This is a genomic window from Mesobacillus foraminis, assembly GCF_004340465.1.
GTDB lineage: Bacteria > Bacillota > Bacilli > Bacillales > Cytobacillaceae > Mesobacillus_B > Mesobacillus_B foraminis.
On the sequence record NZ_SLVV01000008.1, the window covers coordinates 46,971 to 71,057 of the forward strand.

Genomic DNA, 24,087 nt, shown 5'->3' on the forward strand with positions numbered 1-24,087 from the left:
AAAAGGAAAATGATATCAGTCAGTTAAGCATATAAGTGACAGTTTTAAAAAAACCTCATTTAGATACCTTACGGGGTACCGTGCCGTAAATAGATACAATTTTTTATAAAGAAAGCAGAGATATGATTCGTACATCTCTGCTTCCTAATTTAAGCTGTTATTTATTTTTTTGAGAGAGAGTCTAAAGAAGGAGGCTCTCTCTATCTTATTTCAGGTCTTCAATCGAATCAATATCGACATACTCTGGCACAACCAGTCCATTCTTCGTCCCATGGAGATTTGGTCCTAGGTCAACGACCTCGTTTTTATACGTATTATAATACTCAACATGCGTAGTTGGGAGCCATGCACCAACCATCCCATCTGCACTCCCATTGGCTACACCAGCGAACATAGGCCCAACTTCAACTTGGCTTAATGTCACTTCATAACCATTTTGCTCAAGAACTTTGCCAATCACATAGGTACTGGCTATTTCTGTGTCCCAGGCTACAAAAACCAGTTTGATTGGTTCACCACTTCCTGATTGGGCACCGTTTGTCCATTCGGAAACTTTGTCAGCATGGGCTTTAATCCACTTTTCAGCAGCCTCACTCGGTTCCATACCATCTGTAATATCGACCATCACGGATTCCATATCACTTGGTTCCCAGGAAAATTGGTCAAGGATGCTATAAGCACCAGGTGCATCCTGTTTGAGACCTTTTCTTACAATTGAATGAATACTTTCTTCTCCGCCAAACGACCCTTTTGAATCTTTGAGATATTTTAGATCAAACGAGGAGAACATCCAATGTGGTGACCATCCAGTGATTATAATTGGTTCTTGATTCGTGTAGGCTTTCTGCAGCTCAGCAACCATTGCGGCAGAAGAACCTTCGATTAACGTCCAGTCGTCTAGCCCGTAATCCTCCAGTGCTGTATTTGTCAACTCCATCAATCCTGCTCCGGGTTCAATTCCAACAATTTCATATTCTGTTTGGGCACCAATCCCGTTAGCATTCTTGTTCACAGTAGTCTTGTTGTCTGCAATCACCCCAACAATAGCCGTACCGAGTACAAGCAAAGCTAAAACAGAAAAAGCTATTTTAGGCTTAATAACATGCCTATAAGCTGGGTTACGCAAGTTTTGCGTGATACGGTCCAGAATAATCGCGATGAAGACAATTGATAACCCGGCTTCAAATCCTTGGCCAACGTCAATTTGGCTTACTGCTCGGTAAACATCTGCACCAAGTCCGGGTGCCCCAACTAAGGAAGCCGTAACCACCATGGAAAGTGCAAGCATAATACTTTGGTTAACCCCGGCCATTATGGTTGGCGTAGCCAAAGGCAACTGGACTTTGAACAATTTTTGACTGGCAGTGGAACCAAAAGCATCTGCAGCCTCAATTAAATCTTCCGGCACTTTTTGAATACCCAGATTCGTCATTCGAATGGTGGGTGCAATTGCAAAAATAAAGGAGGCTATAATTCCCGGTACAACTCCAATCCCAAAAAATAAAATAGCTGGAATCAAATAAACAAATGCCGGCATCGTTTGCATAAAGTCTAAAATAGGTGTAACTATGCGTTGCACTGTTTTTCTTTGTGCACACCATATTCCTATCGGAATTCCAATGATAATCGTCAGTAATCCCGATAATAAAACAATCGCGATGGTTTCAATACTTGAATCCCAATAACCGAGATTAACAATCAAAAGTAAACTTAATAACGTAAAAATTCCTAACGGCCATCTGCTTGTATAAATAACCAAAAGAGTTAATGCGAGAATTAAGACAATAGGAGGCCCTACGCTTAAAACGTTTGTGATAATATCCAATAGACCACCGATTAGATTGGTGATAAAAGAAAAAAAACCTGCCCATGCAACGGTTAGCCATGCGACAAAAGAATCGACCCATTCCCCTAACGGAATTTTAGCTATATCCATTTAATTAGTCACTCTCCAGTTCATTCAAAGAATCTTTATTCCCTGACAAGGCACCAATGACAGCTCCACGTATCACAATTCCCTTGAATCGTCCATGTTCATCTATAACAGATAATGGCAGACTGGATGTCGCAATCATATCCATCAGATCTGTAAGTAATGTATCTTCTGAAACCGTAGGGATATCGGTTGTCATGGCTTCGGCAATGGTTTGATTCTGGTCAATGGCTTGACGTGCTTGTTCAGCGGTAATCGCACCCAATAACTTATTTTTCCGATCAACGATAAAAATGCTGGAGTAACCTTGATTACGCATAATTCCTAACGCAACCCTTGGACCTCGGTCTACACTAATCTTTTCTCCACGCTTCATCACATGCGACGCGGTCAGTACTTTCGATAAATCAACATCTTCCACAAACTTCTCGACAAATTCATTAGCAGGCTTGATCATAATTTCCTCAGGTGTTCCCAGTTGAATCACACTGCCATCTTTCATCAGGGCAATTCGATCGCCAATTCGCAGTGCTTCATCTAAATCATGGGTGATAAAAATAATCGTTTTCTGATACTGTTCCTGAATGCCAATTAATTCATCCTGCATGTCTTTACGAATTAACGGGTCTAGAGCGCTGAAGGCTTCGTCCATCAGGATAATATCTGTATCGCTTGCAAGAGCCCTAGCAAGGCCAACCCTTTGTTGCATTCCACCGCTCAACTGTGATGGGTATTGGTGTTCGTACCCTTTTAACCCGACAGCTTCTAATGCCTGCATTGCTTTTTCGCGACGTTCATTAGGAGTGACCTTCTTGATTTCAAGACCAAATTCAGCATTTTCTAAAATTGTTTTATGTGGAAAAAGGGCAAAGTTTTGAAAAACCATACTAATTCTTTTTTGTCTGGTTTCCCGTAATCTTGCGGGATTCATTTTCACGATATCTTCATTCTTGATCAGGATTTCTCCAATGGTAGGATCAATCAACCTGTTAAACATCCGAATTAACGTTGACTTTCCACTCCCGGATAAACCCATGATGACAAAAATTTCACTGGGATAAATTTTAAAACTAACATTATTAACCCCAACAGTAAGCCCGGTTTCTTTTAAGATTTCTTTCTTGGATTTTCCCTGTTTTAACAAATCAATGGCAGCTTTCGGAGATTTGCCAAAGATCTTCGAGACATTCCTTACTTCAACGTATGGATTCATCAAATCACCTCGTTTATAAATTGAGTTAATCCCCATTATTTAGTTTTCCCTTTTTTGAATGCCACTATGAAAAATTCCATAGGAGGAGGGATATATATAATAAGTAATCGTGAGCCTGAATATGAAAGGAGAAAGGTAGATTCCTCATTGAATCGTATCGATTTTTAAAAGGAATTTATGGAAGCGAGAAAAGTGCAGGTAAGTACGAATTATCCTCAATTTTGGGGAAAACACGAAAAAGCCGCCTTACTATCAAATAGTAAAGCGGCTTTCCAGTTAGATTAACAGAACGGGCTGTTAAACCTGTATTCCATTAGTTTCGAATGAGATAATCGAATGCGCCCAAGGCAGCGGTCGCACCAGATCCCATTGAAATAATGATTTGCTTGTAGGCACTGTCTGTGCAGTCGCCGGCAGCAAACACCCCAGGGATGTTGGTAGCGCCATGCTTGTCCACGACGATTTCGCCGAAGCGAGTGCGTTCAATCGTTTCACCTAACCAGTCCGTGTTTGGCACAAGACCGATCTGAACGAATACACCCTCCAATTCTACGTGGTGCTCTTCACCTGTTTCACGGTCAATGTAGGAAATGCCGTTTACTTTGTCAGTACCCGTAATCGCCTTTGTCTGAACGTTCTTCAGGACAGTTACATTAGGGAGGCTGTATAGACGCTCCTGGAGGACAGCATCGGCTTTCAATTCCGGCATGAACTCGAGGACTGTGACATGCTTCACAATGCCTGCCAGATCAATTGCTGCCTCGATGCCGGAGTTTCCTCCGCCAATAACCGCTACATGCTTACCTTCGAACAGTGGACCGTCACAATGAGGGCAGTAGGCTACACCTTTGTTTTTAAACTCTGCTTCACCTGGTACCCCAACATTGCGCCAGCGGGCACCTGTTGAAAGGATAACGGTCTTGCTCTTTAGGACAGCGCCGTTTTCAAGTTCAAGTTCAACGAAGTCCTTCTTCTCCAAGCCTTTGGCACGCTGAAGGTTCATCACATCGATGCCATACTCTTTTACATGTTCCTCAAGGCTCGCTACGAGCTTAGGACCTTCTGTATATTTTGTGCCGATAAAGTTCTCGATGCCCATGGTATCCATGACCTGGCCGCCAAAGCGTTCAGCTACGATACCTGTGCGGATGCCTTTGCGCGCCGCGTAGATGGCTGCACTTGCACCAGCAGGTCCGCCTCCGACAACAAGCACATCATAAGGGTCCTTATCGGAAAGCTCTGAAGCATCCGGGCCGCTGCCCATCTTGCCAAGAATCTCTTCAAGGGTCATGCGTCCGCTGCCAAAGGATTCCCCATTCAGGAACACAGTTGGTACAGCCATGATGTCCTTGCTTTCAACTTCTTCTTTAAAAGCAGCACCGTCAATCATGGTATGTGTGATGCCAGGGTTAAGATTGCTCATCAGGTTGAGCGCCTGCACGACATCTGGACAGTTGTGGCAAGTTAGGCTGATATAAGATTCAAAGTGGTACTCGCCTTTAATGTTTTTCACCTGGTCGATGACACTCTGATCAACCTTAGGAGCTCTTCCGCTCACTTGGAGCAGAGCCAAAACCAATGATGTAAATTCGTGTCCAAGCGGGATACCGGCAAAAACGATGCCAGTATCTTCCTTGGTACGATTTACACTAAAGCTCGGAGTCCGCTGCAATTGGGCCTGTTCTACCTTGATTTTGGAAGACATGGTGGCAAGTTCATCCACCAGTGCCAGCATGTCACGAGATACATCATCGGAACCTGCGCTGACTTTTAGAAGAACTTCTCCCTCCATCAGTTCAAGATATTGAGCTAATTGTGCTTTTATATCTGCATCTAGTAACATTTAAATCTGCTCCTTAAATTTTGCCGACAAGGTCAAGGCTTGGCTTCAGTGTTGCAGAACCTTCCTGCCATTTTGCCGGGCAAACTTCGCCTGGATTGTTTCGCACATATTGTGCTGCTTTAATCTTGTTTACAACAGTGCTAGCGTCACGGCCGATTCCGCCTGCATTAATTTCAACAGTCTGGATGACACCGTCTGGATCGATGATGAAAGTACCGCGGTCTGCAAGACCTTCTTCTTCGTTCAATACGTCGAAGATGCGGGAAATCTTTTGGGAAGGGTCGCCAATCATTACATATTCGATTTTGCTGATAGCTTCTGAATGATCATGCCAAGCCTTATGTGTGAAATGAGTATCAGTAGATACAGAATAGACTTCCACTCCAAGATCCTTCAAAGTTGCATATTCATTTTGCAGGTCTTCCAGCTCAGTAGGGCAAACGAATGTGAAATCTGCTGGGTAAAAGCAAACAACACTCCATTTACCTTTAAAGTTTTGCTCGCTAACATCGATGAACTCTCCGTTGTGGTAAGCTTTTGCTGCAAATGGTGCTACTTCTTTTCCAATTAGGGACATTTTGATATTCCTCCTAGTTTATTTTAATAGTTTGCCAAAATTGAAATGGCAAAACTATTGTTTAAATGGAATTATTATAATCAAGTATCAATTATTATATACTACCGTTTATTTTGTCAAGGGATAGCATTCAGCTTTACGCAGATATATATTTTTTTCTTCACAAGTTAGTCAAATTATTTTGAAATATCGCAGGATATAGGAGCCTGATGGTGAAAAGGTTTGGTGTAAGTGTTTTCAACATTATTTTTCCGGAGGTTGATTTTACAAATGAAAATGACCGCTTATATAACAGGGGCAGACAGAGGGTTGGGTCTGGCATTGGCCAAGGTATTTCTTGAAAAAGGGTTTAAGGTCTTTGCAGGGCGCTTTATGGAAAATTGGCCGGAACTTGATGAATTAAAAGCCGTACATGGAGAGGATTTAGACATTATAACGTTGGATGTTACGGAACAGCAGTCAGTCGATGCGGCCGCGAACCATATAAAGGAACAGGCTGGCAGGCTGGATATCCTTATTAATAATGCGGGAATCTTCAAGGATCGTTCGGGGGATCTATTTGGGGAGTTTCATTATGAGGATATGATGAAGCTGATTGATACCAATACATTTGGGCCATTGCGCGTATCCCAGTCTGTTGTTCCATTATTAATGAATAGTGACTGTAAAATACTTGCAAATATTTCGTCGGAAGCTGGAAGCCTGACAGATTCCTGGAGAAAGAAGGAGTATGGCTACTGCATGTCCAAAGCGGCCTTAAACATGCAATTAACTATCATGCAAAATCAGTTAAAGGACTATGGAATAAAGGTGATGGCGTTTCATCCAGGTTATGTGAAATCGTACATAATGGGTGATTTCAACCATGAAGCAACGATTAACGCAGCCGAATCCGCCAATGGCATTGTGACTGAAATTCTTAAATTACCGGCGATAGACGAACATATGTATATCGATTACCAAGGGAATAAAATCAACTGGTAATCAAAAAGGTACTGTTGAAGGTTTGGTGAAACCAGTTCACTCAATGTTTGTATGCTGGCCACAAATAAAAAGAAGCTGAACGTTAGAGTTCAGCTTCTATAATCTTCACTGCCAGTTTGTATGAAAAACACCTTCGCGGTCCGTCCTCTCGTAAGTATGTGCACCGAAATAATCACGCTGCGCCTGCAATAGGCTGGCGTTTGACCGGCCTGTCCGGTAACTGTCGTAATAAGTGAGGGATGCACTTAGGCATGGGAAAGAAATCCCCGAATTAATTCCTTCACAGAGGATCTTCCTCAGTCCGCGTTGATAATCTCTTGCTTTTTCAGCAAAGTAAGGGGCGACCAATAGGTTGTTCAGGTCCGGCTGAGCTTCGTAAGCTTCCGATATGATATTCAGGAACTCGGCACGAATGATGCACCCGCCCCGGAAAATAAGGGCAATATCCTTTAATGGCAAGTCCCAGCCATAAAGCTCGGAAGTCATTTTATATTGTGTGAAGCCTTGCGTATAGGCGCAGATCTTTCCCATATACAGTGCCTTCCTGACATGCTCAATCCATTCCTCTTTATCTAATAAAAGCTTGTCCGCCTCTGGGCCGGAAAGAATGTCTTTTGCATGTACCCTTTGTTCTTTTAAAGAGGATATGTAGCGGGCAAACAGGGATTCAGTAATAATCGAAGAAGGGATGCCATTGTCGATTGCTTGAATGCTCGTCCATTTTCCTGTGCCTTTCTGGCCTACTTTATCCAGGATGACATCGACCAGGGGCAAGCCTGTCAATTCGTCCTTTTTCTTTAAAATTTCTGCGGTAATCTGGATTAAGTAACTGTTCAGTTCCCCTTGATTCCATGTCTCGAAGATGTCTGCAATCTCGTCAACAGATAAATGCAGCTTTTCTCGTAAAAACGTATAGGCCTCCGCAATTAATTGCATATCTGCATATTCAATCCCATTGTGGACCATTTTTACAAAATGGCCTGCTCCTTTAGGCCCAATATAAACACAGCATGGGGTATCGTCCACCTGGGCGGCTATTTTAGTCAGGATTGGAGCCGCCTTTTCATAATCATCCCGGTCTCCGCCGGGCATGATGGAAGGACCTGTTAATGCTCCGACTTCACCGCCGGAAATCCCGATCCCCAAATAGCCGATCCCTTTCGCCTTCAGGTCATCATACCGGCGTTCTGTATCTTCAAAATGGGAGTTTCCTCCATCCATGATGATATCGCCTTTCTCAAGAAAGGGGACTAAAGAACCAATCACCGAATCAATTGGCCCGCCCGCTGTCACCATTAGAAAGATCTTTCTGGGAGTTTCCAGCGATTGGACAAATTCAGCCACTTCGTAGTACGGGGTGATCTCCTGGACATCAACCTTTTTCATAAGCTGATGCGTTAAATCCTCTGTGTAATTATAGACAGCAACCTGTTCTCCCTTGTTTGCCATATTCAAGGCAATATTGCTGCCCATGACTCCTAAACCAATTACGCCAATTGTATTCATCTTTCACTGCTCCTTTAATTTAGAATAACAGGCAGTAAAGCCGCCGCTTAATAGTTGGAAGCGGGGGATCTACTGCCTGGAAGGTAAGGGTATACGAAAACGAATGAGTTTCCCTTTTATACAAACAAACTTAGCAACAGGATAAAGGCTAAACCAGCAACCGAAATGATGGTCTCAAGCAAGGTCCAGGTTGCGAATGTTTCTTTCATGCTTAAGCCGAAATACTCCTTAAACATCCAGAAACCGGCATCGTTAACGTGTGAGGCAATTACACTTCCCGCTCCAGTTGCCAGTACCACTAAAGCAAGGTTAACGTCAGTTTGTCCCAGCATCGGAATCACCAGACCAGCTGTTGTCAGCGCAGCAACAGTGGCAGATCCCAGGGAAATCCGCAGGATGGCAGCAATCAGCCAGGCAAGGACGATTGGAGACAGGGTAGTGGCTTTGAAAAGCTCGGCCACATAGTCACCGACACCTCCATCAATTAACACTTGCTTGAAGGCTCCGCCCCCACCAATAATCAAAAGCATCATGCCAATATGGGTAATTGCCGTTGTACATGAATCCATTACGTTTTTAATTGGGATCTTCCTGGCCAGCCCCATTGTATAAACAGCAACCAGCAGGGAAATCAGCATGGAAGTAGAGGCATCTCCGATAAAACGAATCGCCGCAAGGACACTGTTGTCTTCAAATCCCAATGTTTTTTGAAGCAGGGTAATAATTGTGGCAATTGACATTAAGATAACCGGAAGCATCGCTGTAAATACACTGACGCCAAATCCTGGTGTATCTTCAAGCTTAAAGACTTTCTGTTCTCCCAGAGAGGCGATGCTGCCTGTTTTCGTAAATGATTCAGGCACCAGTTTTTTAGCCAGCTTTGTAAATAATGGTCCTGCAAGAATAACTGTAGGAACAGCGACGATAAAACCGTATAGCAATACTTCGCCCAGGTTAGCTCCATATTCGCCAGCAATCACTGTTGGCCCCGGGTGCGGCGGAAGGAATCCGTGTGTCACCGATAAAGCGGCAACCATCGGAATTCCAAGGAACAAGATAGAAATCTTTAACTCTTTTGAAATAGCAAAGACGATAGGAATTAGTAACACTAATCCAACTTCGAAAAATAAAGCGATACCAATAATGAATGAGGCAGCAACCACTGCCCATTGAATATTCTTCTCCCCAAATTTGTGGACGAGGGTCATCGCAATGCGCTGTGCGCCCCCTGAATCGGCAATAAGCTTCCCTAACATTGCTCCAAGCCCAAAGATTAGCGCGAGGTGTCCAAGTGTTCCGCCTAATCCGGCCTCAATCGTTTTGACGATTTGATCAAGAGGCATCCCCAGTGCTAAAGCAACAAGGAATGAAACAATGATGAGCGATACAAAGGTATTTAGTTTAAGTCCCATAATAAGCAGCAATAAGGCCAAAATCCCAATGGCAACAATAATTAATGGCATGTGAATTCCCCCAGTTGTTATCTAGCTGTGTTTTGTCAAGCTTCTTTGATAATCAGCAATCCGTTTATAATCGTTTTCCAGCACTCTTGATAGGTCAATAAAAATTGGCAGCAGCTCCCTGTACTCCTTAACTGCGTCTTCTTTTGGTGTATGTTTGTAGGTAGTGCCAATCATTTCGGATGCGATTTCGAATGATTGTATTTTTCCTGTGGCATACAGTCCTAAAATACAGGCACCAAGGCATGAGCTTTCATAGCTTTCTGGAACGGTCACCTCTGATTCGAATATGTCGGACATCATTTGGCGCCAAACCTCGGACCTGGCAAAACCGCCTGTTGCCTGAAGTCGTGTTACAGGAGTATCCATGCACTCCGTCAAGGCTAAAAATACGGTATATAGGTTATAAATGACACCTTCAAGGGCTGCCCGGATCATATGCTCTTTTTTATGGGACATGGTTAACCCGAAGAAGGAGCCCCGGACATCCGGATTCCATAATGGAGCACGTTCCCCTGCGAGGTATGGATGGAACAGCAGTCCATCAGAGCCTGGTCTTACTCGTTCGGCAATCTTTGTTAATACTTCATAAGGATCAATTCCGAGTCTTTTTGCTGTCTCGATTTCAGAAGAAGCAAATTCATCGCGGATCCAGCGGAGGACCATTCCTCCGTTGTTGACCGGTCCGCCAATGACCCAGTGTTTTTCCGTCAGGGCATAGCAGAAGATTCTTCCTTTTTCATCTGTCTGCGGCTGGTCAATGATGGTCCGGATGGCCCCGCTTGTCCCAATTGTCACTGCAATTTCGCCGGGCCTGATGGCGTTTACACCCAGGTTGGAAAGAACTCCGTCGCTTGCTCCGATGATAAAAGGAGTTTCCGGATCAATTCCAATCTGTTTTGCCAGATTGGGGTCGCAATTGGTAAAAATCCTGGTAGTAGGGACGAGCTCAGACAATTGATTCCGCGTTATGCCAGCTATTTTTAACGCTTCTTCATCCCAGTCCAGGTCTTTCAGGTTCATCATGCACATGGCTGATGCCAAAGAATGATCGACCACATACTGATCAAAAAACTTTTTAAAGATATATTCTTTAATACCAATATATTTTTTGGTTCTGGCAGCGATTTCAGGGCGGTCATTCACAATCCAGGCAATCTTGCTCAAAGGTGACATTGGATGGATGGGCGTTCCGGTTCGCCTGTAGATTTCCTGACCGTTGAGCTCATGTTTTATTTTGTGGGACCATGCCTCGCTTCGATTATCAGCCCATGTAATACAAGGCGTAAGCGGCCGGTCATCTTCATCCATGGCTATGAGGCTGTGCATCGCACTGCTGAATGAAACAAATAATAGTTTTTTCTGGGAATGATGTTTCATAATAGCCGAAACTGCCTGTAAAACTGCCTGGAATATCTCTTCGGGATCTTGTTCAGCAGTTGAAATGTTGGGTGTGTATAGCGGGTAGCCAATGTTTTCTTGCTGGATCACTTCACCTTTTTCACTGAACAAGACAGCTTTTGTACTTGTAGTGCCGATATCGATCCCTAACATATAGTTAGTCATTTTGCTCCACTCCTTTTGATAGGATTTGCTGTGACATCCATAAATCTTCTACTTTCCCTTGAACATCATCAAAGTTTTGATGCAAGGACTCAATCATAAGATCTCTGTCCTTTGCCTTGATTGCTTCGATATAAAGCTCATGGTTTTTTATAATCCGGTCAAAGTCCTCGTACTTTTCCTTAAAACGTGCACGCATTGATAAAAGGATGAGACTTTCCATTACAGGCTTTAAATTATTCCAGATCATCAAGATGTGGGAATGGTTGATGGCGCGGATGATCGTTTCATGAAACAGTACATCCTGAAAGGAAAACTCATCTGCGTCTTCATATCTTGTTGCAACCTTCATCATCTCCAGGATTTTACTCAGCTCTCTTACCAGCTCGGAAACGTCCATTCTGACAAGCCGTTCAAATACAAACGTTTCAATGAGTAAGCGAACATCATAAATTTCCTCTATCTCTTTTTCCGTTAATCCAATAACAACGGCACCCATTCTTTCCAAACGGATAATATTTTCAGATGCCATTACTTTCAATGCTTCACGGACTGGCGAACGGCTAACGGCAAAGTCTGCAGCCAATTTATTTTCCGACAGGATGGTACCGCTCTCAATCATGCCCGAAATAATCCGCATTCTCAGCTCGCATGTTACACGATCCCCAGTAGATGCTTTTAAAAGCCACTTTTCGGGATATAATAATTCCTTAGGTTCAGCCATGCATACACCTTCTTGTAAAATAAGTATACTTGTATACAAGTATTATAACGCAGATTTTATATTATGCAAACGCTTTTAATAAAAAGCAATCGATTACACTCAGATTGTTTTGAAAAGTCCTTTTGAATTGAGGCAAACAGCAACATCCATTGCAAGGCCTCATTCCTTTAGCGAACAACGATATATTTCAAAAAATTGACAATTAATTTTCGCTAATTTTATAGAAAGATAATGTATACTAAAGGGACTTAAAAATCTGAAAAAGGCAAACTTCACCGAAAGGGAAGGACGCAAAGCCATGAGCCTAAGCGAAAGAATTCGTATGGTTGTCAGGTTGCCAGGTACCATTCTGTGTGCCCTGGCTGCAGAGTGGAGGATGCAGGAATGGCAAAAATAGTGATGGCGGCAGTATTCTTTTTCTCGTTTTTAGCAGGAGGTTCCGGAATGAACGTAAAAGCTGCTGGAGCGGAGGACTTTGCTACCTGGCTTTGGAATCCGTGGATGATGGTAGATGACGAGGCGGGAACACTGGCATTCCTGGAAAGCAAGAATGTAAACAAGGTTTATTTGCAAATCGACCGGGATATTCCGCAGAGCGTTTACCGAAGCTTCATTGAAAAAGCTTCAGCCAAGGGAATGAAGGTTTACGCACTGGATGGGGCACCAAACTGGGTGGCGCCTAATGGCTATCTTAGCCTCGATCAGCTTGTAAACTGGATAAAGACCTACCAGAACGGTTCCAGTCCTTTGCAACGGTTTACCGGAATCCATTTAGATGTTGAACCCTATTTATACAGCGGCTGGTCCTCGAAACAGGCTGCAACGGTCAAAACTTACCAGGCTTTATTATTAAAGGCGAAAAGCAGTGCAGCTTCGTTAAATATTCCGCTTGAGGCGGACCTGCCTTTCTGGTTCGATGAGATATCCTATAAAAATACGTATGGAAAAGGCATTCTTGCTGAATGGGTCATTGCAAATACAAGCGGAGTCACGATCATGGCTTACCGGGATTCAGCGCCGATGATCATTGAGCTTGTAAAAAATGAAGTAGGCTATGCCGGAAAATATAATAAAAAGCTGGTCATCGGTGTGGAGACAGGGCAGACGAATGAGGGAAACATGATATCCTTCTTTGAGGAAGGAGAGGCTTATCTCGATCAGGAACTGGAGAAAGTGAAAAGCTTTTATGCGGGAACACCCGGATATAGTGGGATAGCCGTTCACCATGTCGGCAGCTGGCTGACAATGAAACCTTAATAAAGACATAGCAGCAGCTTTTGCCGGCATATTGGCGAGCTGCTTTTTTTATTGGTTCCAATGAAGACGCACAGTTTACAGAATAATATTATTCATTAGATTGGAAAACCTAACAGAGAAAGGAGGTTTTCAATCAATGAAATCAATGAAGAAGTATTTTCTGATGCTGCTCTTATGCTTTTCAATCTTTTCGATAAGCGGGTGCGGAAATGATGAAAAACCGGAGGAAGACGAAAAAATTGAAGATGTAGAGGAAGAGGATGAAATTGGTGACGGCGAGGTTAATGACGAGTAAGAGAAATTTCGCCGAGACTAAATGGTCAATCTATTGAAAGCAGCGGTACCCTAAAGGCCGGTATTGGAGATGGCCTTCAGGGTATCGCTTTCCCTATTGCTGGATGAAGATTTCATTTAACTTGTTAAAGGCTATTACAAGCTTGCCATTTTTCAAGATGGTAATGCCTTCAGGCTCCCTTGCGGTATTAAGGGATACGCGCTTTATATTTTTGCCGTTACGATCAAAGGTCATGTATTCTCCGTTTGAGAGCAGATAGTATGAATGGCCCCCAATCGCAAAGCCCTGTATTTCTTTTTTCGGTGTTTTGCCGATGAGTCCCTTCACATGAATCTTTTCACGCCAGTCACGAGTTGCTTCGGGGCCCTTGCCTAAATGGATCTTATTAATATCGTAGCCGTCGCCTGCCTTTGAAACAGCAATTACGGTATTGGCATCCTGCATGGCAAGGACATTTGGATGAATGGCAGAAGGAATCCTCCACTTTTTCACAACTGTTAAAGTCGCCGGGTTGATTTTTTGCAGCACATAGCTCTTCTGGCCCTTAATATCGGCAATTTGGTAGAGAAAACCATCCATATAGGAGATGGCCTGTCCATGCCCAATCGTCAGCTTCTTGCTTTTCTTTAAGAGTTTTCCTTTGCTGCTGTACTTATAAATATATCCATAACTGGTTTTATCGCCTGTTCCATAAGTTAAATAAAAATTATTTTTAGGGTCTGCAGTAATTCCCTGCAGCCCTTTTGCCGCAGTCCCTTTGATATTGGCAGGATCCCGATATGGGTAAAAAAGAGTCTTCACTTTAATGTTATTGCTGAATTTCAAAGTGTGCACCGCATTTGTTCCAGCATAAACACTTATGGCCGACGGGAAAGGGATACTGAAGAGGAGAACCAGTGCGCATAAAACAATTGTCACCGACCGTACAGATTTATTTTTCATTATAGCCTCCGGGTTCAAAGATGTCTGATTTAATACAGGTATTCACAAAGAACCTTTCCCAACCAACCTTTTACAATTAAGCTTTTACCAGGTGGCTGTGTATAGCCTCAGTGCTTTCCCCCTCTGAAGAAGTTTTATCCTCGTATCCCTATAGTATCTTCCAGTAACTGTTATTTCAATAGCTGAGTAGCCTCTTAAACAAAAATTGTAAAGAGATTATTAATATAATGAAAGTCGAGGTATTTCTGCCGATATATACATAGAAAATATAAGTCGGAAGGAAGGTTTGCCTTTGAATAGGAATAGTTCAATAAAATTATTAGTCATGATGGTGCTTTTTCTGTCATTTTGGTTCGGATGTGAAGTAACAGGCGCATCCGCTGCTTCGTTGGGAGAAGGTACTTATAAGGTAGGGGAGGATATTTCGGCAGGATTAAATAACTTTAGCGTTCAGGAAGGGACTGCTACTATTCTCATTAGCAGGGGGGAGGAAGTTTTACTAGTTGAAACCCTTGACAGTGATAAAACTTATTCATCTAATCAATTTTCTGCCCGTTTAAGAGATGGGGATGCAATAGAGATTTACTTAGATGGCGGCTCCCATATAGAAGTGTCTCAAACTGGAAAACTGGATATGAAAAACATCAGGGCTGGGTATTATGAAGTTGACGTTGATATTCCTGCAGGGACTTATACATTAGATATTGTCAATCCTGATGATAGTGCCTATATTAGTATTTTGGACAACGAATATTTTGAAAAGGAATCATTTAGTTTATTTTATGAAGAAGTAAATCCTGATAGATATACTTTCTCAAAAGGTGAGAAGATTTATATCTCTTCGTTAATTGAGACAATAAACTTTAAAGAGGTCATCCTTGTCCCAAAAAGTATCACATTAAGCAAAACCAGTTTAACTCTAATGGTTAACCGCACGGCACAGCTAAGTGCAACAGTTAACCCATCAACTGCCAGAAATAAGGGTGTCAGCTGGACTAGCGGTAACCCGGCAATTGCAACTGTCGATACTAAAGGGAATGTAAAAGCAGTGAAGGTTGGAAAAACAACTATTACAGCTACCGCAAACGGCGACAAATCTATCACAAAAACCATCCCTGTAACCGTATTAAAAATTATCCCGACTAGCTTGAAATTAAATAAGTCCTCTTTGCATATTTCAAAAAAACAAATTGTAAAGGTAACAGCGACAGTAGATCCTAAGGATGCAGCAGATAAAACCATCTTGTGGAAAAGCTCAAACCCTAAGGTAGCAACCGTCGATTCGCAAGGAAATATCAAAGGACTTGCCAATGGTTCGGCTACTGTTACAGCAACTGCAAAGGATAACCCTAAGGTCTATAAAAAAGTAGCAGTAAAGGTTTCGACTAAAACAGTAAAAGTAAATAAAACTGGCCTAACTTTAACAGCGGGAAAGACAGCGGTACTTAAAGCCACCGTTTCACCACTAGACAGTACCGATAAAGCTGTAAAGTGGACGTCTTCAAATACAAGAATTGCAACGGTAGACAGTAAAGGGAAAGTAAGTGGAAAGACAAAAGGAACGGCAACTATAACTGCCACAGTGAAAGATGCCAAGGCGGTTAAGGTAAAGGTGACAGTCACGGCACCTATTCCAGCAAAATCGGTTAAACTGAATAAAAATTCAGTTACCTTGGGCAAGGGGAAAACTCTAGCTCTTACAGCCACGGTTAGTCCGCATAATACAACGAATAAAACAGTGAAATGGAAATCTTCAAATACTAGAGTAGCAACGGTTGACAGCAAGGGGAAGGTCAAGGCCGTTGGTTCAGGAACCGCAAGAATTACAGCTTCAACAATAAATGGAAAAACAACAGCAGCGACTATTACTGTACCTTATGTTAAGAATTTAAGTGCTGGAAAATGGAAGGCAGGAAAGGATATACCTGCGGGGCGCTATAAGATTACCGCTAAAGCAGGCAGCGGCAACTTAGTCATTGGTATGGGTACAGAGGATCGTTTTATAAATGAAATCCTGTCGAGTGAGAAGGATGAATTTGGCGTTACAGCAGTTACAACAGATATTAAAGCAGGAGACAATATTGAGATTTCGGGCCTTGACAATGTACAATTCACCCGTGTCGCAAATATAAGGTCCAACACTTTGCACTCTGGATACTGGACTGTAGGCAAGGATATAGCTCCGGGGAAGTATAAAATTACAACACCTGATTATATGGGGAATTTATTCATTTACAGGGGAGATAATCTACTTGTAAATGAAATCCTTGCACATAAACCTGGTACTTATACGGTTACAAGTGTAACAGTAACTCTTAAGTCTGGAGACCGGATTGGTATTTCCGGCTTAGATCATGTTGTTTTTACCAAACGATAATAAATATAGACGAGGGAGGATGCCTTATGGGTATCCTCTTTTTTTGTGACAATTCTGAAATAAGATTCCTCTTTACACTTCATTTATTAAACCGGAAGCAGAGTCTCATTTTTACTGGAATTAATCCAAGTTGGGTCTCCCTTAAAACTTTAATTAATGCATGTATTTAAGCAAAAATTTACCTTTTGACCATTGGAGATAACTCCTTAATGTTTACCATGAACTCCTACTTAACATCGCTTCCAATTCAGCCGATATAAAAGTTGTCGAAGATATTTACTTTGGAGTAATGAATGGGAGTTGGTCATAAATAATACCGCGTAAATTCAGGATAGACAATTGATAGACTTAATATGGAAATAATTCTTAAGAGGATTACAAATTGTGGCGATCATATATTGAAGATGGAGTGGAGTTTATGAAAGGTTTATTAAACTTTAAAAGTATAAGGGCAAAACTCATGGCCTCCTTTATGCTGATAACCCTATTGGTTCTGGGGTTCGGGTTTTATTTAATTTATTCAATACAAGAAATGAAGCAACAGACGGAGGAGATTGCGGATAAGGAGATTCCGCTGCTCGCTACGGATATGAAAATTCTTTCTATCCTTGGCTCGAATCAAAGTGCACTGCGCGGATATGTCATTCATGGAGATGAAGGAAACAAAGGAACCTATCAGGCATTAAAAGAAGTTAATTTTCAATTCCTGGAAGACTTATTAAAGCAGTCGGAAGACCCATCGGCAAAAGAATTGGCCGAACAGGTAAAAGAGATTTACACATTAGCGGACAGTGAGTTCTTTCCTGCTTATGAGTCCAAGGGTGCCGCGGAAGCAAGGCGGGTATTAACTGAAAAAATTGACCCATTAATCGATAAAACCAGCAACTCATTTATGGAGCTGGCTTTGGCAAGGGAAAAGGAAAGCAAGGAACGAAGCCAACTGGCTTTAGGATATGCAGAGGATACTACCACTTTTTCTATTATCTTTGGGGCAGTGCTGATGCTCGTCGTAATATCGGGGTCATTCATCATTTCAGGATCCATCGCAAAGCCTATTCACAGACTGAAGGAGCGTATGGACTTAATCGCGGATGGGGACCTGAGCAATGAACCGCTGGCAGCAGAATCAAAGGATGAAGTGGGAATGCTGGTTCACACAGCCAATAAGGTCAGTGAAAATCTAAAAGGTATGTTTCTGAAAATCAATCAGGTTTCGGAGGCCTTGTCTAATCAAAGCCGAAGCCTGACTGATGCGTCAAATGGGGTAAAAGAAGGAAGCCATCAAGTGGCCGTAACCATGCAGGAATTATCGATTGGATCCGAGTCTCAGGCACGTACTACGACGGAGATTGCTTCTTCAATGGGCATGTTCACAAACAAGCTTGAGGAAGCGAATCACAGCGGTGGAGAGGTTTATGCTGCCTCACAGCAGGTCCTAGAGCTGTCCATGGAAGGCAGTCAGCTAATGAAGTCCTCGATTACGCAGATGGGCCACATTGATGAGATTGTTAACGTAGCAGTGGTCAAGGTAAAAGGATTAGGGGAACAGTCACAGGAAATAACCGAGCTTGTCGGAGTAATCAAAGAGATTGCCGAACAAACCAAAATCCTGGCTTTAAATGCCGCGATCGAGGCAGCAAGGGCAGGGGAGCACGGAGCTGGATTTGCCATTGTTTCTGATGAGGTAAGGAAACTGGCTGATCAAGTAGCCCTCTCCGTAAGGGATATATCGGGGATTGTGGACAGCATTCAAACCGAGACGAGGGCAGTGACCGATTCATTGAATAACGGATATATAGAAGTTGAAAAGGGCAAAAACCAGATTACAACAACCGGTGAAACCTTCGAGCAAATCAATCACTCCCTTGTTGAGATGGCCAATGGAGTCCAAAAGATTTCCCATAATCTTGGAGACATAGCTGGCAATAGCCATGATATCAATAAATCGATTGAAGAAATCGCGGCGATATCGGAGGAATCGGCAGCGGGAATTGAGGAAACCTCTGCATCCGTACAGGAGACAGCCAGTTCCATGGAGGAGGTTTCAGCAAGTGCGGTTCACCTGACTGGCCTGGCAGGCGATTTGAAACAATTAGTTAACCGATTCAAGCTATAATGCAGTATACCCCCTGATCACTTCACTTCAGGGGGTATTTTTATAGGCCCGGGTGCTAAATATTACTACTAATCTAATTAAGCTGTAAAGTTCCCGTCAAAGAGAATGCTTCTTTGCATGTCCTGAGATAAGAAAACAACATAGTGAAAGAAGGCCCGAATCAATTCAGTGGTAAGGAAAGGGCCTGCTTATGTGTCTGTTGGCCCTTATTTAAGGTCAACTAGTATGAAACATTTATCATCACTTTTATGATAGAACTTTTCCTGGTGTTCAAGCGATTGAATAATTTTATGTTTTAGTTTTGCAAGTGGAAGCGACTGGTTTTCTCTGAGCAGGGCTTGGAGCACATTGGAACCTAGAGGGTCGGTGACTCCATCTGTGAAGAGCAGCAGTCTGTCTCCCCTGGTATATGTAATCGTTTTGGCTTTATAGACTATGTCTTCGAACATGCCAATAGGGACGCCGGTGGCTTTGAGTTCTGACTGTTGTCCATTTTTGTCCTGCCAGATTGCAGGAGGATGGCCTGCATTAATATAGTCGATTTTTTGCTGCCTGCTGTCGATTAAAAGGTAAATCGCCGTACAATAATGCCTTGTTTCCTCTTTGTTCTGAAACAGACTGTGCAGATGTTTATCCAATTCCTGCATGACAATCTCCGGCTGGACCCCACTTGAAATCAATCTTTGGAATAGGGAATGGAGGGACATTGTGATCAATGCCGAAGAAATTCCATGCCCCATTACGTCCAGCAGAATAATTCCGTAGCGGTGCTGATCTATGGGGTAAAATCCATAAATATCACCTGACAGTTCACTGGAAGCTCTGTAGTAGGATTCAACCTGAATATCCGTAAGGTCAATAGGGTCCGTCAAGGAAGTCTCCTGTATTTTCCTGGCGAGTTCGAGTTCCTTTTTTGTTTCTATTTTAAATCTTTGATTTTGCTGGTTTACTTCCATAAGTTCTAATTGCTTTACCTTCAGTTCCTTCAGGGCTGATTCTAATTGTTTATTTGCCTCATGCTTGGCCAATAAAGCTGCCTCTGCCTCTTTTTTGGCGGCGAGAAGTTCATTTTCATACTGATTTCTTTTCCGTATTGGGAAAACGATACAGTCAATCTGGGCCTGTTTTGTCTTCCGGGCGTTCAGGATTACAGGTACTTCATCGCCATTGCTGTCTTCGAAGGAGAGATACATCTCCTCGATTTTTTCCTGAACTTTTATAAGCGGAACAAAATAAAGCTGGTAAAAGAGCTTTGAAGGCACAGTCAGAATGGAGCTGATCTGCTTTCCTGCCAGTTCGTCCCTTTCATAGTGGAGCATTCGCAGCAAGGTTTCATTGATGGACTCAACCGCACCGTCCTTAGATAGTGTTAGAAAGCCGCATGGTGCATGGTTCAGCTGCTCATCCATTACATAAGGTCACCTCAGATCCATCCTTTGAGGTTTCCTTTAAATAGTTGCGGATAAGGCTAACAGTTTCTTCGGGATGACTCATATGCGGACAATGGCCCGTTGCTTTCATGTGTTTCAGCATACTGCCGGGCAGTTGCTGATGAATATATGCGCCAACCTGAACAGGGGCAATGACATCCTCGGAGCATTGTAAAATAAGTGTCGGCACCGTTACATTTGACAGGTCCTTTCTATTGTCTGCAAAAAAGGCAGCTTCCGCAAATTGGCGGGCGATGATCGGGTCTGTTGAGCAAAAACGTTCCTCCAGCTCTGCTTTGAGCTCGGGACGGTCCGGGTTATTCATTACTGTGGCAGCAAAAACGGTTGCCCAGCCGAGATAATTTCGCTCCATCATTTCAATCAATCCAAGAAGCTGTTCTTTTTCAAACCCGCCAAAATAATCAGGCGGGACATTTAAATAACAGGGGGAAGGTCCGAGCATGATCAAATCAGAAAAGTGCTCAGGGTTTTTAAGGGAGGCCAGCATTCCAATCATGCTTCCAACTGAATGACCAACAAAAATGGCATCTTTCAGCTCAAGTAATGAACAAACATCCAGTACATCCTGGGCATAGCCTTCAAGAGTGCTGTATTTTTTTGCATCATAAGCCCGCAAATCCGAATTCCCTGAACCGACGTAATCGAATAAAATAATCCGGTATTCATTCTTGAACATTTTTGCAACTGGTTTCCATACACTTTGGTCACAGCCGAAACCAGGTGCCAGTATCATCGACTTTGTTCCGTTGCCTAGAATCTTTATATTGTTTCGAATGAAGATATCCTGGTTCATGATGGGGCTCCTTCCTGTAAGGAATGATAGGAATCTATATATTACTTATCATAACACTTGGAACAGTAATTAAGCAGGGTTTGAAACTTGGCATAAGTATAACGTAAAAATGGACTGCACCACCATAGGGCTTTAGTGGTCATCTCAGTTTGCCCTTTTGTCCTTCGCATGGTTTCTTTATAATAAATCAAGAGGTGAATGTATGGCACGCGAGCGGAAGTTTTCTACAAGTGATCTATTTCAATCGGTCAAGCATATTCTTCTCCAGCATGGCTATGATGGATTTACAATCAGTCTTTTGGCTGACAGGCTTGAAGTTTCAAGAGGAGCCTTGTATAAATATTACGATAATAAAGATGAATTGATTACTCAGTTCATGGTTTATGAAATGGAGCAATTTATCGATGAATTGAAAGAAATTAATAGCCACACGGGATTTGAGCCAAAGTTCAGCTTCCTGATGGAAACCATTTTTAATAAAACTGAGCTGCATCAATTAATTCCCATTGCCAAACAAATAAAGCACCACCCAGATGGGAAAGAAAACAAAGACAAGCTGGAAAAACTGCCATTGGAAATGTACCGGTATTTACAGGATTTTATCTCGACGGGGAAAAAGGAAGGAAAGTTAAAATCTCATATACCGGACAGCGTCATGCTGGGAATGATTTTTCAAAGTGTCGCGATCCCAAATCATTTTGGAATTCCCAAAGCTGAGTGGATTGCCTCGATAAAAGACATCCTCAGTGATGGAATGTTCGTAAGCAGATAATTGACACATGTGTCACTATGGAAGATAATTGTGGTGACCGGGTGTCTTTTATTTTTGTCCAAAGTGACACTCGTGTCACTTTCTTTTTAACATCCATAAAAAAAGAAGGGCAGGAGGAAGTATGAAATCATTTTTACAGTCAATAACCGATTTTGTTTCAACTAAAAGAGGGATGTGGGCGACTCTTGGTATCTGGCTTGCTGTTACACTATTGCTCGCCGTTTTTGCCCCAAGCGCGAGGGATTATGAATCTTCCAGCATTGAATCTCTTCCTGCTGATGCAAAATCAGTCATTGCCCAAGACAAAGTAGATCAGTATTTTAACGATAACGAAGGGATACCGGCGATTCTGGTTTTTCAATCAGAGGATAGTAAAGTGGAACTGGAGCAGCTGGTGCCTTTCTATGAAGAAGTTGGCAAGCTTGAGGGAATAAAGGAAATTGTCCCGCTGACAAAAATGCCGCCTCAGGCGGCGGCAGGCTTCTTTTCCGAGGATCAGAGCACTCTTACTCTTCCTCTCACATTCGACCCGTCCATGGAATCGGCAGAAATGAGGGAAGTACAGGAACAGATCGAGGAAATCGTTAAAACTTCTACCGATTTAAATCTGTATATTACGGGTCCAGCCGGTATTGCAGTGGATTCTCTTAATCTTTTTTCAAGGGCGGACATTGTCCTGCTGCTATCCACTGTTGGGTTAATTTTAATTTTACTGATTGTGATTTATCGCTCGCCACTGCTGGCCCTCATTCCACTCCTGGCAGCAGCATTTGTGTATGAGGTGGTTAATCAGGTGCTCGGTTTGATGGGGAAAGCCGGCCTGGTTATTAGCAGCCAGACCTTCTCGATCATGACGATTCTTTTATTTGCAGCAGTCATTGACTACTCTCTGTTTGTCTTCTCGCGTTTCCGCGAGGAGTTAAAGAAAACAGAGAGTAAGCTCGAGTCTATGAAGCTGGCGATGAGAGAAACGGGACTGCCTGTCTTTTTTTCTGGAGGAACGGTATTGGCTGCCATGCTTGTCCTGTTCTTTGGCAAATTTGGGGAATACCGCAATTTTGCCCCTGTTTTCGCCACAGCTATGTTCATTATCATGCTGGCTTCCATCACATTGGTCCCTGCATTGTTCGCCCTATTCGGCAGAAGGTCCTTCTGGCCTAAAGTTCCAAGGGTTGGGGAAGATACAGTAAAATCGAATTCGGTATGGAGCAGGGTTGGGCGCTTTGTTACAAAAAAGCCTGCCATATCAGCAGCGGCCATTGGAGTGATCCTGCTGGCTTCGGCTCTGAACATGCTGAATATGAAGTATGAATTCGACACGATCAAATCCTTTCCGGAGGATATGCCTTCCAGGGTGGGATATGAAATCCTGGAAGACAAGTTCGAAAAGGGTGATCTGGCCCCAACAACGGTTTTGCTTGAGACAGATCAACCGGTCACTCAGGAGCAGCAGGCAGACCTGCTGGGCCGTCTTGAGGAACAGCCTCTTGTCAGCAATGTTCGCCTAAATGGCACTGCAGCCAATGAAAAAGCGGTTCAATATAGCCTGACATTCACCGAGAGTCCATATGCTGCGAAAACAATGGACGCCTTGGAAAAAATGCGGGACAATTCAGCTGAACTGCTGAAGGATAGCAATCTTGAAGGAGATTTGTTCTTTGCAGGGGAAACGGCTAAAAAAATAGATGACCGTGCAACAAACAACCGTGACCTTATTGTGATCGTTGCGATTGAGTCGCTCCTGATCTTTGGCCTCCTTATCGTAATGACCAAATCCATCAGAATGCCAATTTATATGATGGGGACGATCTTGGTTTCATTCCTGGCAGCTGTCGGGCTGGGTATGTTTTTAAGCAGCCTGTTTTTCGACATTGATACCATCAGCAACCGTGTGCCGCTGTATTCATTTGTTTTCCTGGTGGCCCTCGGCATTGACTACAATATTATCTTAATTTCAAGGTTCATGGAGGAACGGAAGCACCATCCTGTAAAAAAGGCAGTCGAGATAGCCGTTTCCACCACTGGAGGAGTGATTTCATCTGCAGGGATCATCCTTGCCGCAACCTTTGCTGTCTTAATGACCCAGCCTATCCAGTTGTTATTCGTGTTTGGCTTCATTGTTGCTGTAGGCATCTTGCTGGATACGTTTCTTATTAGGGGAATCCTGCTGCCCGCTTTGATTGTTATGCTGGAGAAGGATAAACCTTCAAAAGAGAAAGAGGCAATCTCCTGACAGCAGGAACAGAGTTTCAACAGATAAAAGCAGGCATCCCGATTCGTA

18 protein-coding genes and 1 riboswitch are annotated in these 24,087 nt (G+C 43.0%); of the genes, 7 read left to right on the plus strand and 11 right to left on the minus strand.

Annotated features, from left to right (window positions below):
• Positions 1-205: 205 nt before the first annotated feature.
• The 4 genes from EV146_RS15355 to ahpC form a co-directional block, all read right to left on the minus strand.
• Positions 206-1,936 (minus strand): glycine betaine ABC transporter substrate-binding protein, encoded by a 1,731-nt coding sequence (locus tag EV146_RS15355; RefSeq protein ID WP_132007810.1) that lies wholly within the window; start codon positions 1,934-1,936, stop codon positions 206-208.
• Between the two features lie 4 nt (positions 1,937-1,940).
• Complete coding sequence (locus EV146_RS15360; RefSeq protein WP_132007813.1) at positions 1,941-3,146, minus strand: quaternary amine ABC transporter ATP-binding protein; 1,206 nt, start codon at positions 3,144-3,146, stop codon at positions 1,941-1,943.
• A 313-nt stretch (positions 3,147-3,459) separates the two neighbouring features.
• Positions 3,460-4,989, minus strand: coding sequence for an alkyl hydroperoxide reductase subunit F (ahpF, locus tag EV146_RS15365; protein ID WP_132007816.1), 1,530 nt, complete (start codon positions 4,987-4,989; stop codon positions 3,460-3,462).
• A gap of 13 nt (positions 4,990-5,002) precedes the next feature.
• The gene (ahpC, locus tag EV146_RS15370; RefSeq protein ID WP_121610449.1) at positions 5,003-5,566 is read right to left on the minus strand and encodes an alkyl hydroperoxide reductase subunit C; all 564 of its coding nucleotides are present in this window, start codon (positions 5,564-5,566) and stop codon (positions 5,003-5,005) included.
• Positions 5,567-5,836: 270 nt separating this feature from the next.
• Between ahpC and EV146_RS15375 the strand changes: the two genes are divergently transcribed.
• Positions 5,837-6,550 carry an SDR family NAD(P)-dependent oxidoreductase gene (locus EV146_RS15375; protein WP_132007819.1) on the plus strand — a complete coding sequence of 238 codons (714 nt, stop codon included), beginning with the start codon at positions 5,837-5,839 and terminating at the stop codon, positions 6,548-6,550.
• A 105-nt stretch (positions 6,551-6,655) separates the two neighbouring features.
• On the opposite strand, the gene gnd is transcribed toward EV146_RS15375, so the two are convergent.
• From gnd to EV146_RS15395, 4 genes are all read right to left on the minus strand, one after another.
• Positions 6,656-8,056 carry a decarboxylating NADP(+)-dependent phosphogluconate dehydrogenase gene (gene gnd, locus EV146_RS15380; RefSeq protein WP_132007822.1) on the minus strand — a complete coding sequence of 467 codons (1,401 nt, stop codon included), beginning with the start codon at positions 8,054-8,056 and terminating at the stop codon, positions 6,656-6,658.
• Positions 8,057-8,172: 116 nt separating this feature from the next.
• Complete coding sequence (locus EV146_RS15385) at positions 8,173-9,519, minus strand: GntP family permease (protein WP_132007825.1); 1,347 nt, start codon at positions 9,517-9,519, stop codon at positions 8,173-8,175.
• A gap of 21 nt (positions 9,520-9,540) precedes the next feature.
• Positions 9,541-11,082, minus strand: coding sequence for a gluconokinase (gene gntK, locus EV146_RS15390; RefSeq protein ID WP_132007828.1), 1,542 nt, complete (start codon positions 11,080-11,082; stop codon positions 9,541-9,543).
• Complete coding sequence (locus EV146_RS15395) at positions 11,075-11,803, minus strand: GntR family transcriptional regulator (protein WP_132007831.1); 729 nt, start codon at positions 11,801-11,803, stop codon at positions 11,075-11,077. The genes gntK and EV146_RS15395 overlap by 8 nt, the downstream gene beginning before the upstream one ends.
• 254 nt (positions 11,804-12,057) lie before the next feature.
• Positions 12,058-12,145, plus strand: a riboswitch (cyclic di-GMP riboswitch).
• A 42-nt stretch (positions 12,146-12,187) separates the two neighbouring features.
• On the opposite strand from EV146_RS15395, the gene EV146_RS15400 reads away from it, so the two are divergent.
• The gene (locus EV146_RS15400; RefSeq protein ID WP_132007834.1) at positions 12,188-13,060 is read left to right on the plus strand and encodes an amidase; all 873 of its coding nucleotides are present in this window, start codon (positions 12,188-12,190) and stop codon (positions 13,058-13,060) included.
• A 136-nt stretch (positions 13,061-13,196) separates the two neighbouring features.
• Positions 13,197-13,355: a hypothetical protein gene (locus EV146_RS27075; RefSeq protein ID WP_158287107.1), complete on the plus strand. Its 159-nt coding sequence runs from the start codon at positions 13,197-13,199 to the stop codon at positions 13,353-13,355.
• Between the two features lie 93 nt (positions 13,356-13,448).
• On the opposite strand, the gene EV146_RS15405 is transcribed toward EV146_RS27075, so the two are convergent.
• Positions 13,449-14,297 carry a hypothetical protein gene (locus EV146_RS15405; RefSeq protein WP_132007837.1) on the minus strand — a complete coding sequence of 283 codons (849 nt, stop codon included), beginning with the start codon at positions 14,295-14,297 and terminating at the stop codon, positions 13,449-13,451.
• 325 nt (positions 14,298-14,622) lie between these two features.
• On the opposite strand from EV146_RS15405, the gene EV146_RS15410 reads away from it, so the two are divergent.
• Positions 14,623-16,674, plus strand: coding sequence for an Ig-like domain-containing protein (locus EV146_RS15410; protein ID WP_158287108.1), 2,052 nt, complete (start codon positions 14,623-14,625; stop codon positions 16,672-16,674).
• Between the two features lie 532 nt (positions 16,675-17,206).
• Positions 17,207-18,790 (plus strand): methyl-accepting chemotaxis protein, encoded by a 1,584-nt coding sequence (locus EV146_RS15415; RefSeq protein ID WP_158287109.1) that lies wholly within the window; start codon positions 17,207-17,209, stop codon positions 18,788-18,790.
• A gap of 206 nt (positions 18,791-18,996) precedes the next feature.
• Here EV146_RS15415 and EV146_RS15420 read toward each other — a convergent pair whose 3' ends face one another.
• Positions 18,997-20,199, minus strand: coding sequence for a SpoIIE family protein phosphatase (locus tag EV146_RS15420; RefSeq protein ID WP_132007846.1), 1,203 nt, complete (start codon positions 20,197-20,199; stop codon positions 18,997-18,999).
• Complete coding sequence (locus tag EV146_RS15425; RefSeq protein ID WP_132007849.1) at positions 20,192-21,034, minus strand: alpha/beta fold hydrolase; 843 nt, start codon at positions 21,032-21,034, stop codon at positions 20,192-20,194. The genes EV146_RS15420 and EV146_RS15425 overlap by 8 nt, the downstream gene beginning before the upstream one ends.
• Positions 21,035-21,236: 202 nt before the next feature.
• Here EV146_RS15425 and EV146_RS15430 point away from each other — a divergent pair, with 202 nt between their 5' ends.
• Together EV146_RS15430 and EV146_RS15435 are read left to right on the plus strand one after the other, a co-directional pair.
• Positions 21,237-21,806, plus strand: a complete 570-nt coding sequence (locus tag EV146_RS15430) for a TetR/AcrR family transcriptional regulator (protein ID WP_132007852.1) — start codon at positions 21,237-21,239, stop codon at positions 21,804-21,806.
• Positions 21,807-21,927: 121 nt separating this feature from the next.
• Positions 21,928-24,039 (plus strand): MMPL family transporter, encoded by a 2,112-nt coding sequence (locus EV146_RS15435; protein WP_132007855.1) that lies wholly within the window; start codon positions 21,928-21,930, stop codon positions 24,037-24,039.
• Positions 24,040-24,087: the final 48 nt, after the last annotated feature.

Coding starts and splice junctions, on each gene's coding strand:
- EV146_RS15355 (WP_132007810.1), bottom strand. CDS start 1,936: ATGGATATAGCTAAAATTCCGTTAGGGGAATGGGTCGATTCTTTTGTC.
- EV146_RS15400 (WP_132007834.1), top strand. CDS start 12,188: ATGGCAAAAATAGTGATGGCGGCAGTATTCTTTTTCTCGTTTTTAGCA.
- ahpC (WP_121610449.1), bottom strand. CDS start 5,566: ATGTCCCTAATTGGAAAAGAAGTAGCACCATTTGCAGCAAAAGCTTAC.
- EV146_RS15430 (WP_132007852.1), top strand. CDS start 21,237: ATGGCACGCGAGCGGAAGTTTTCTACAAGTGATCTATTTCAATCGGTC.
- EV146_RS15425 (WP_132007849.1), bottom strand. CDS start 21,034: ATGAACCAGGATATCTTCATTCGAAACAATATAAAGATTCTAGGCAAC.
- ahpF (WP_132007816.1), bottom strand. CDS start 4,989: ATGTTACTAGATGCAGATATAAAAGCACAATTAGCTCAATATCTTGAA.
- EV146_RS15395 (WP_132007831.1), bottom strand. CDS start 11,803: ATGGCTGAACCTAAGGAATTATTATATCCCGAAAAGTGGCTTTTAAAA.
- gntK (WP_132007828.1), bottom strand. CDS start 11,082: ATGACTAACTATATGTTAGGGATCGATATCGGCACTACAAGTACAAAA.
- EV146_RS15360 (WP_132007813.1), bottom strand. CDS start 3,146: ATGAATCCATACGTTGAAGTAAGGAATGTCTCGAAGATCTTTGGCAAA.
- EV146_RS15415 (WP_158287109.1), top strand. CDS start 17,207: ATGAAGCAACAGACGGAGGAGATTGCGGATAAGGAGATTCCGCTGCTC.
- EV146_RS15385 (WP_132007825.1), bottom strand. CDS start 9,519: ATGCCATTAATTATTGTTGCCATTGGGATTTTGGCCTTATTGCTGCTT.
- EV146_RS15435 (WP_132007855.1), top strand. CDS start 21,928: ATGAAATCATTTTTACAGTCAATAACCGATTTTGTTTCAACTAAAAGA.
- EV146_RS27075 (WP_158287107.1), top strand. CDS start 13,197: ATGAAATCAATGAAGAAGTATTTTCTGATGCTGCTCTTATGCTTTTCA.
- EV146_RS15410 (WP_158287108.1), top strand. CDS start 14,623: ATGATGGTGCTTTTTCTGTCATTTTGGTTCGGATGTGAAGTAACAGGC.
- EV146_RS15405 (WP_132007837.1), bottom strand. CDS start 14,297: ATGAAAAATAAATCTGTACGGTCGGTGACAATTGTTTTATGCGCACTG.
- gnd (WP_132007822.1), bottom strand. CDS start 8,056: ATGAATACAATTGGCGTAATTGGTTTAGGAGTCATGGGCAGCAATATT.
- EV146_RS15420 (WP_132007846.1), bottom strand. CDS start 20,199: ATGGATGAGCAGCTGAACCATGCACCATGCGGCTTTCTAACACTATCT.
- EV146_RS15375 (WP_132007819.1), top strand. CDS start 5,837: ATGAAAATGACCGCTTATATAACAGGGGCAGACAGAGGGTTGGGTCTG.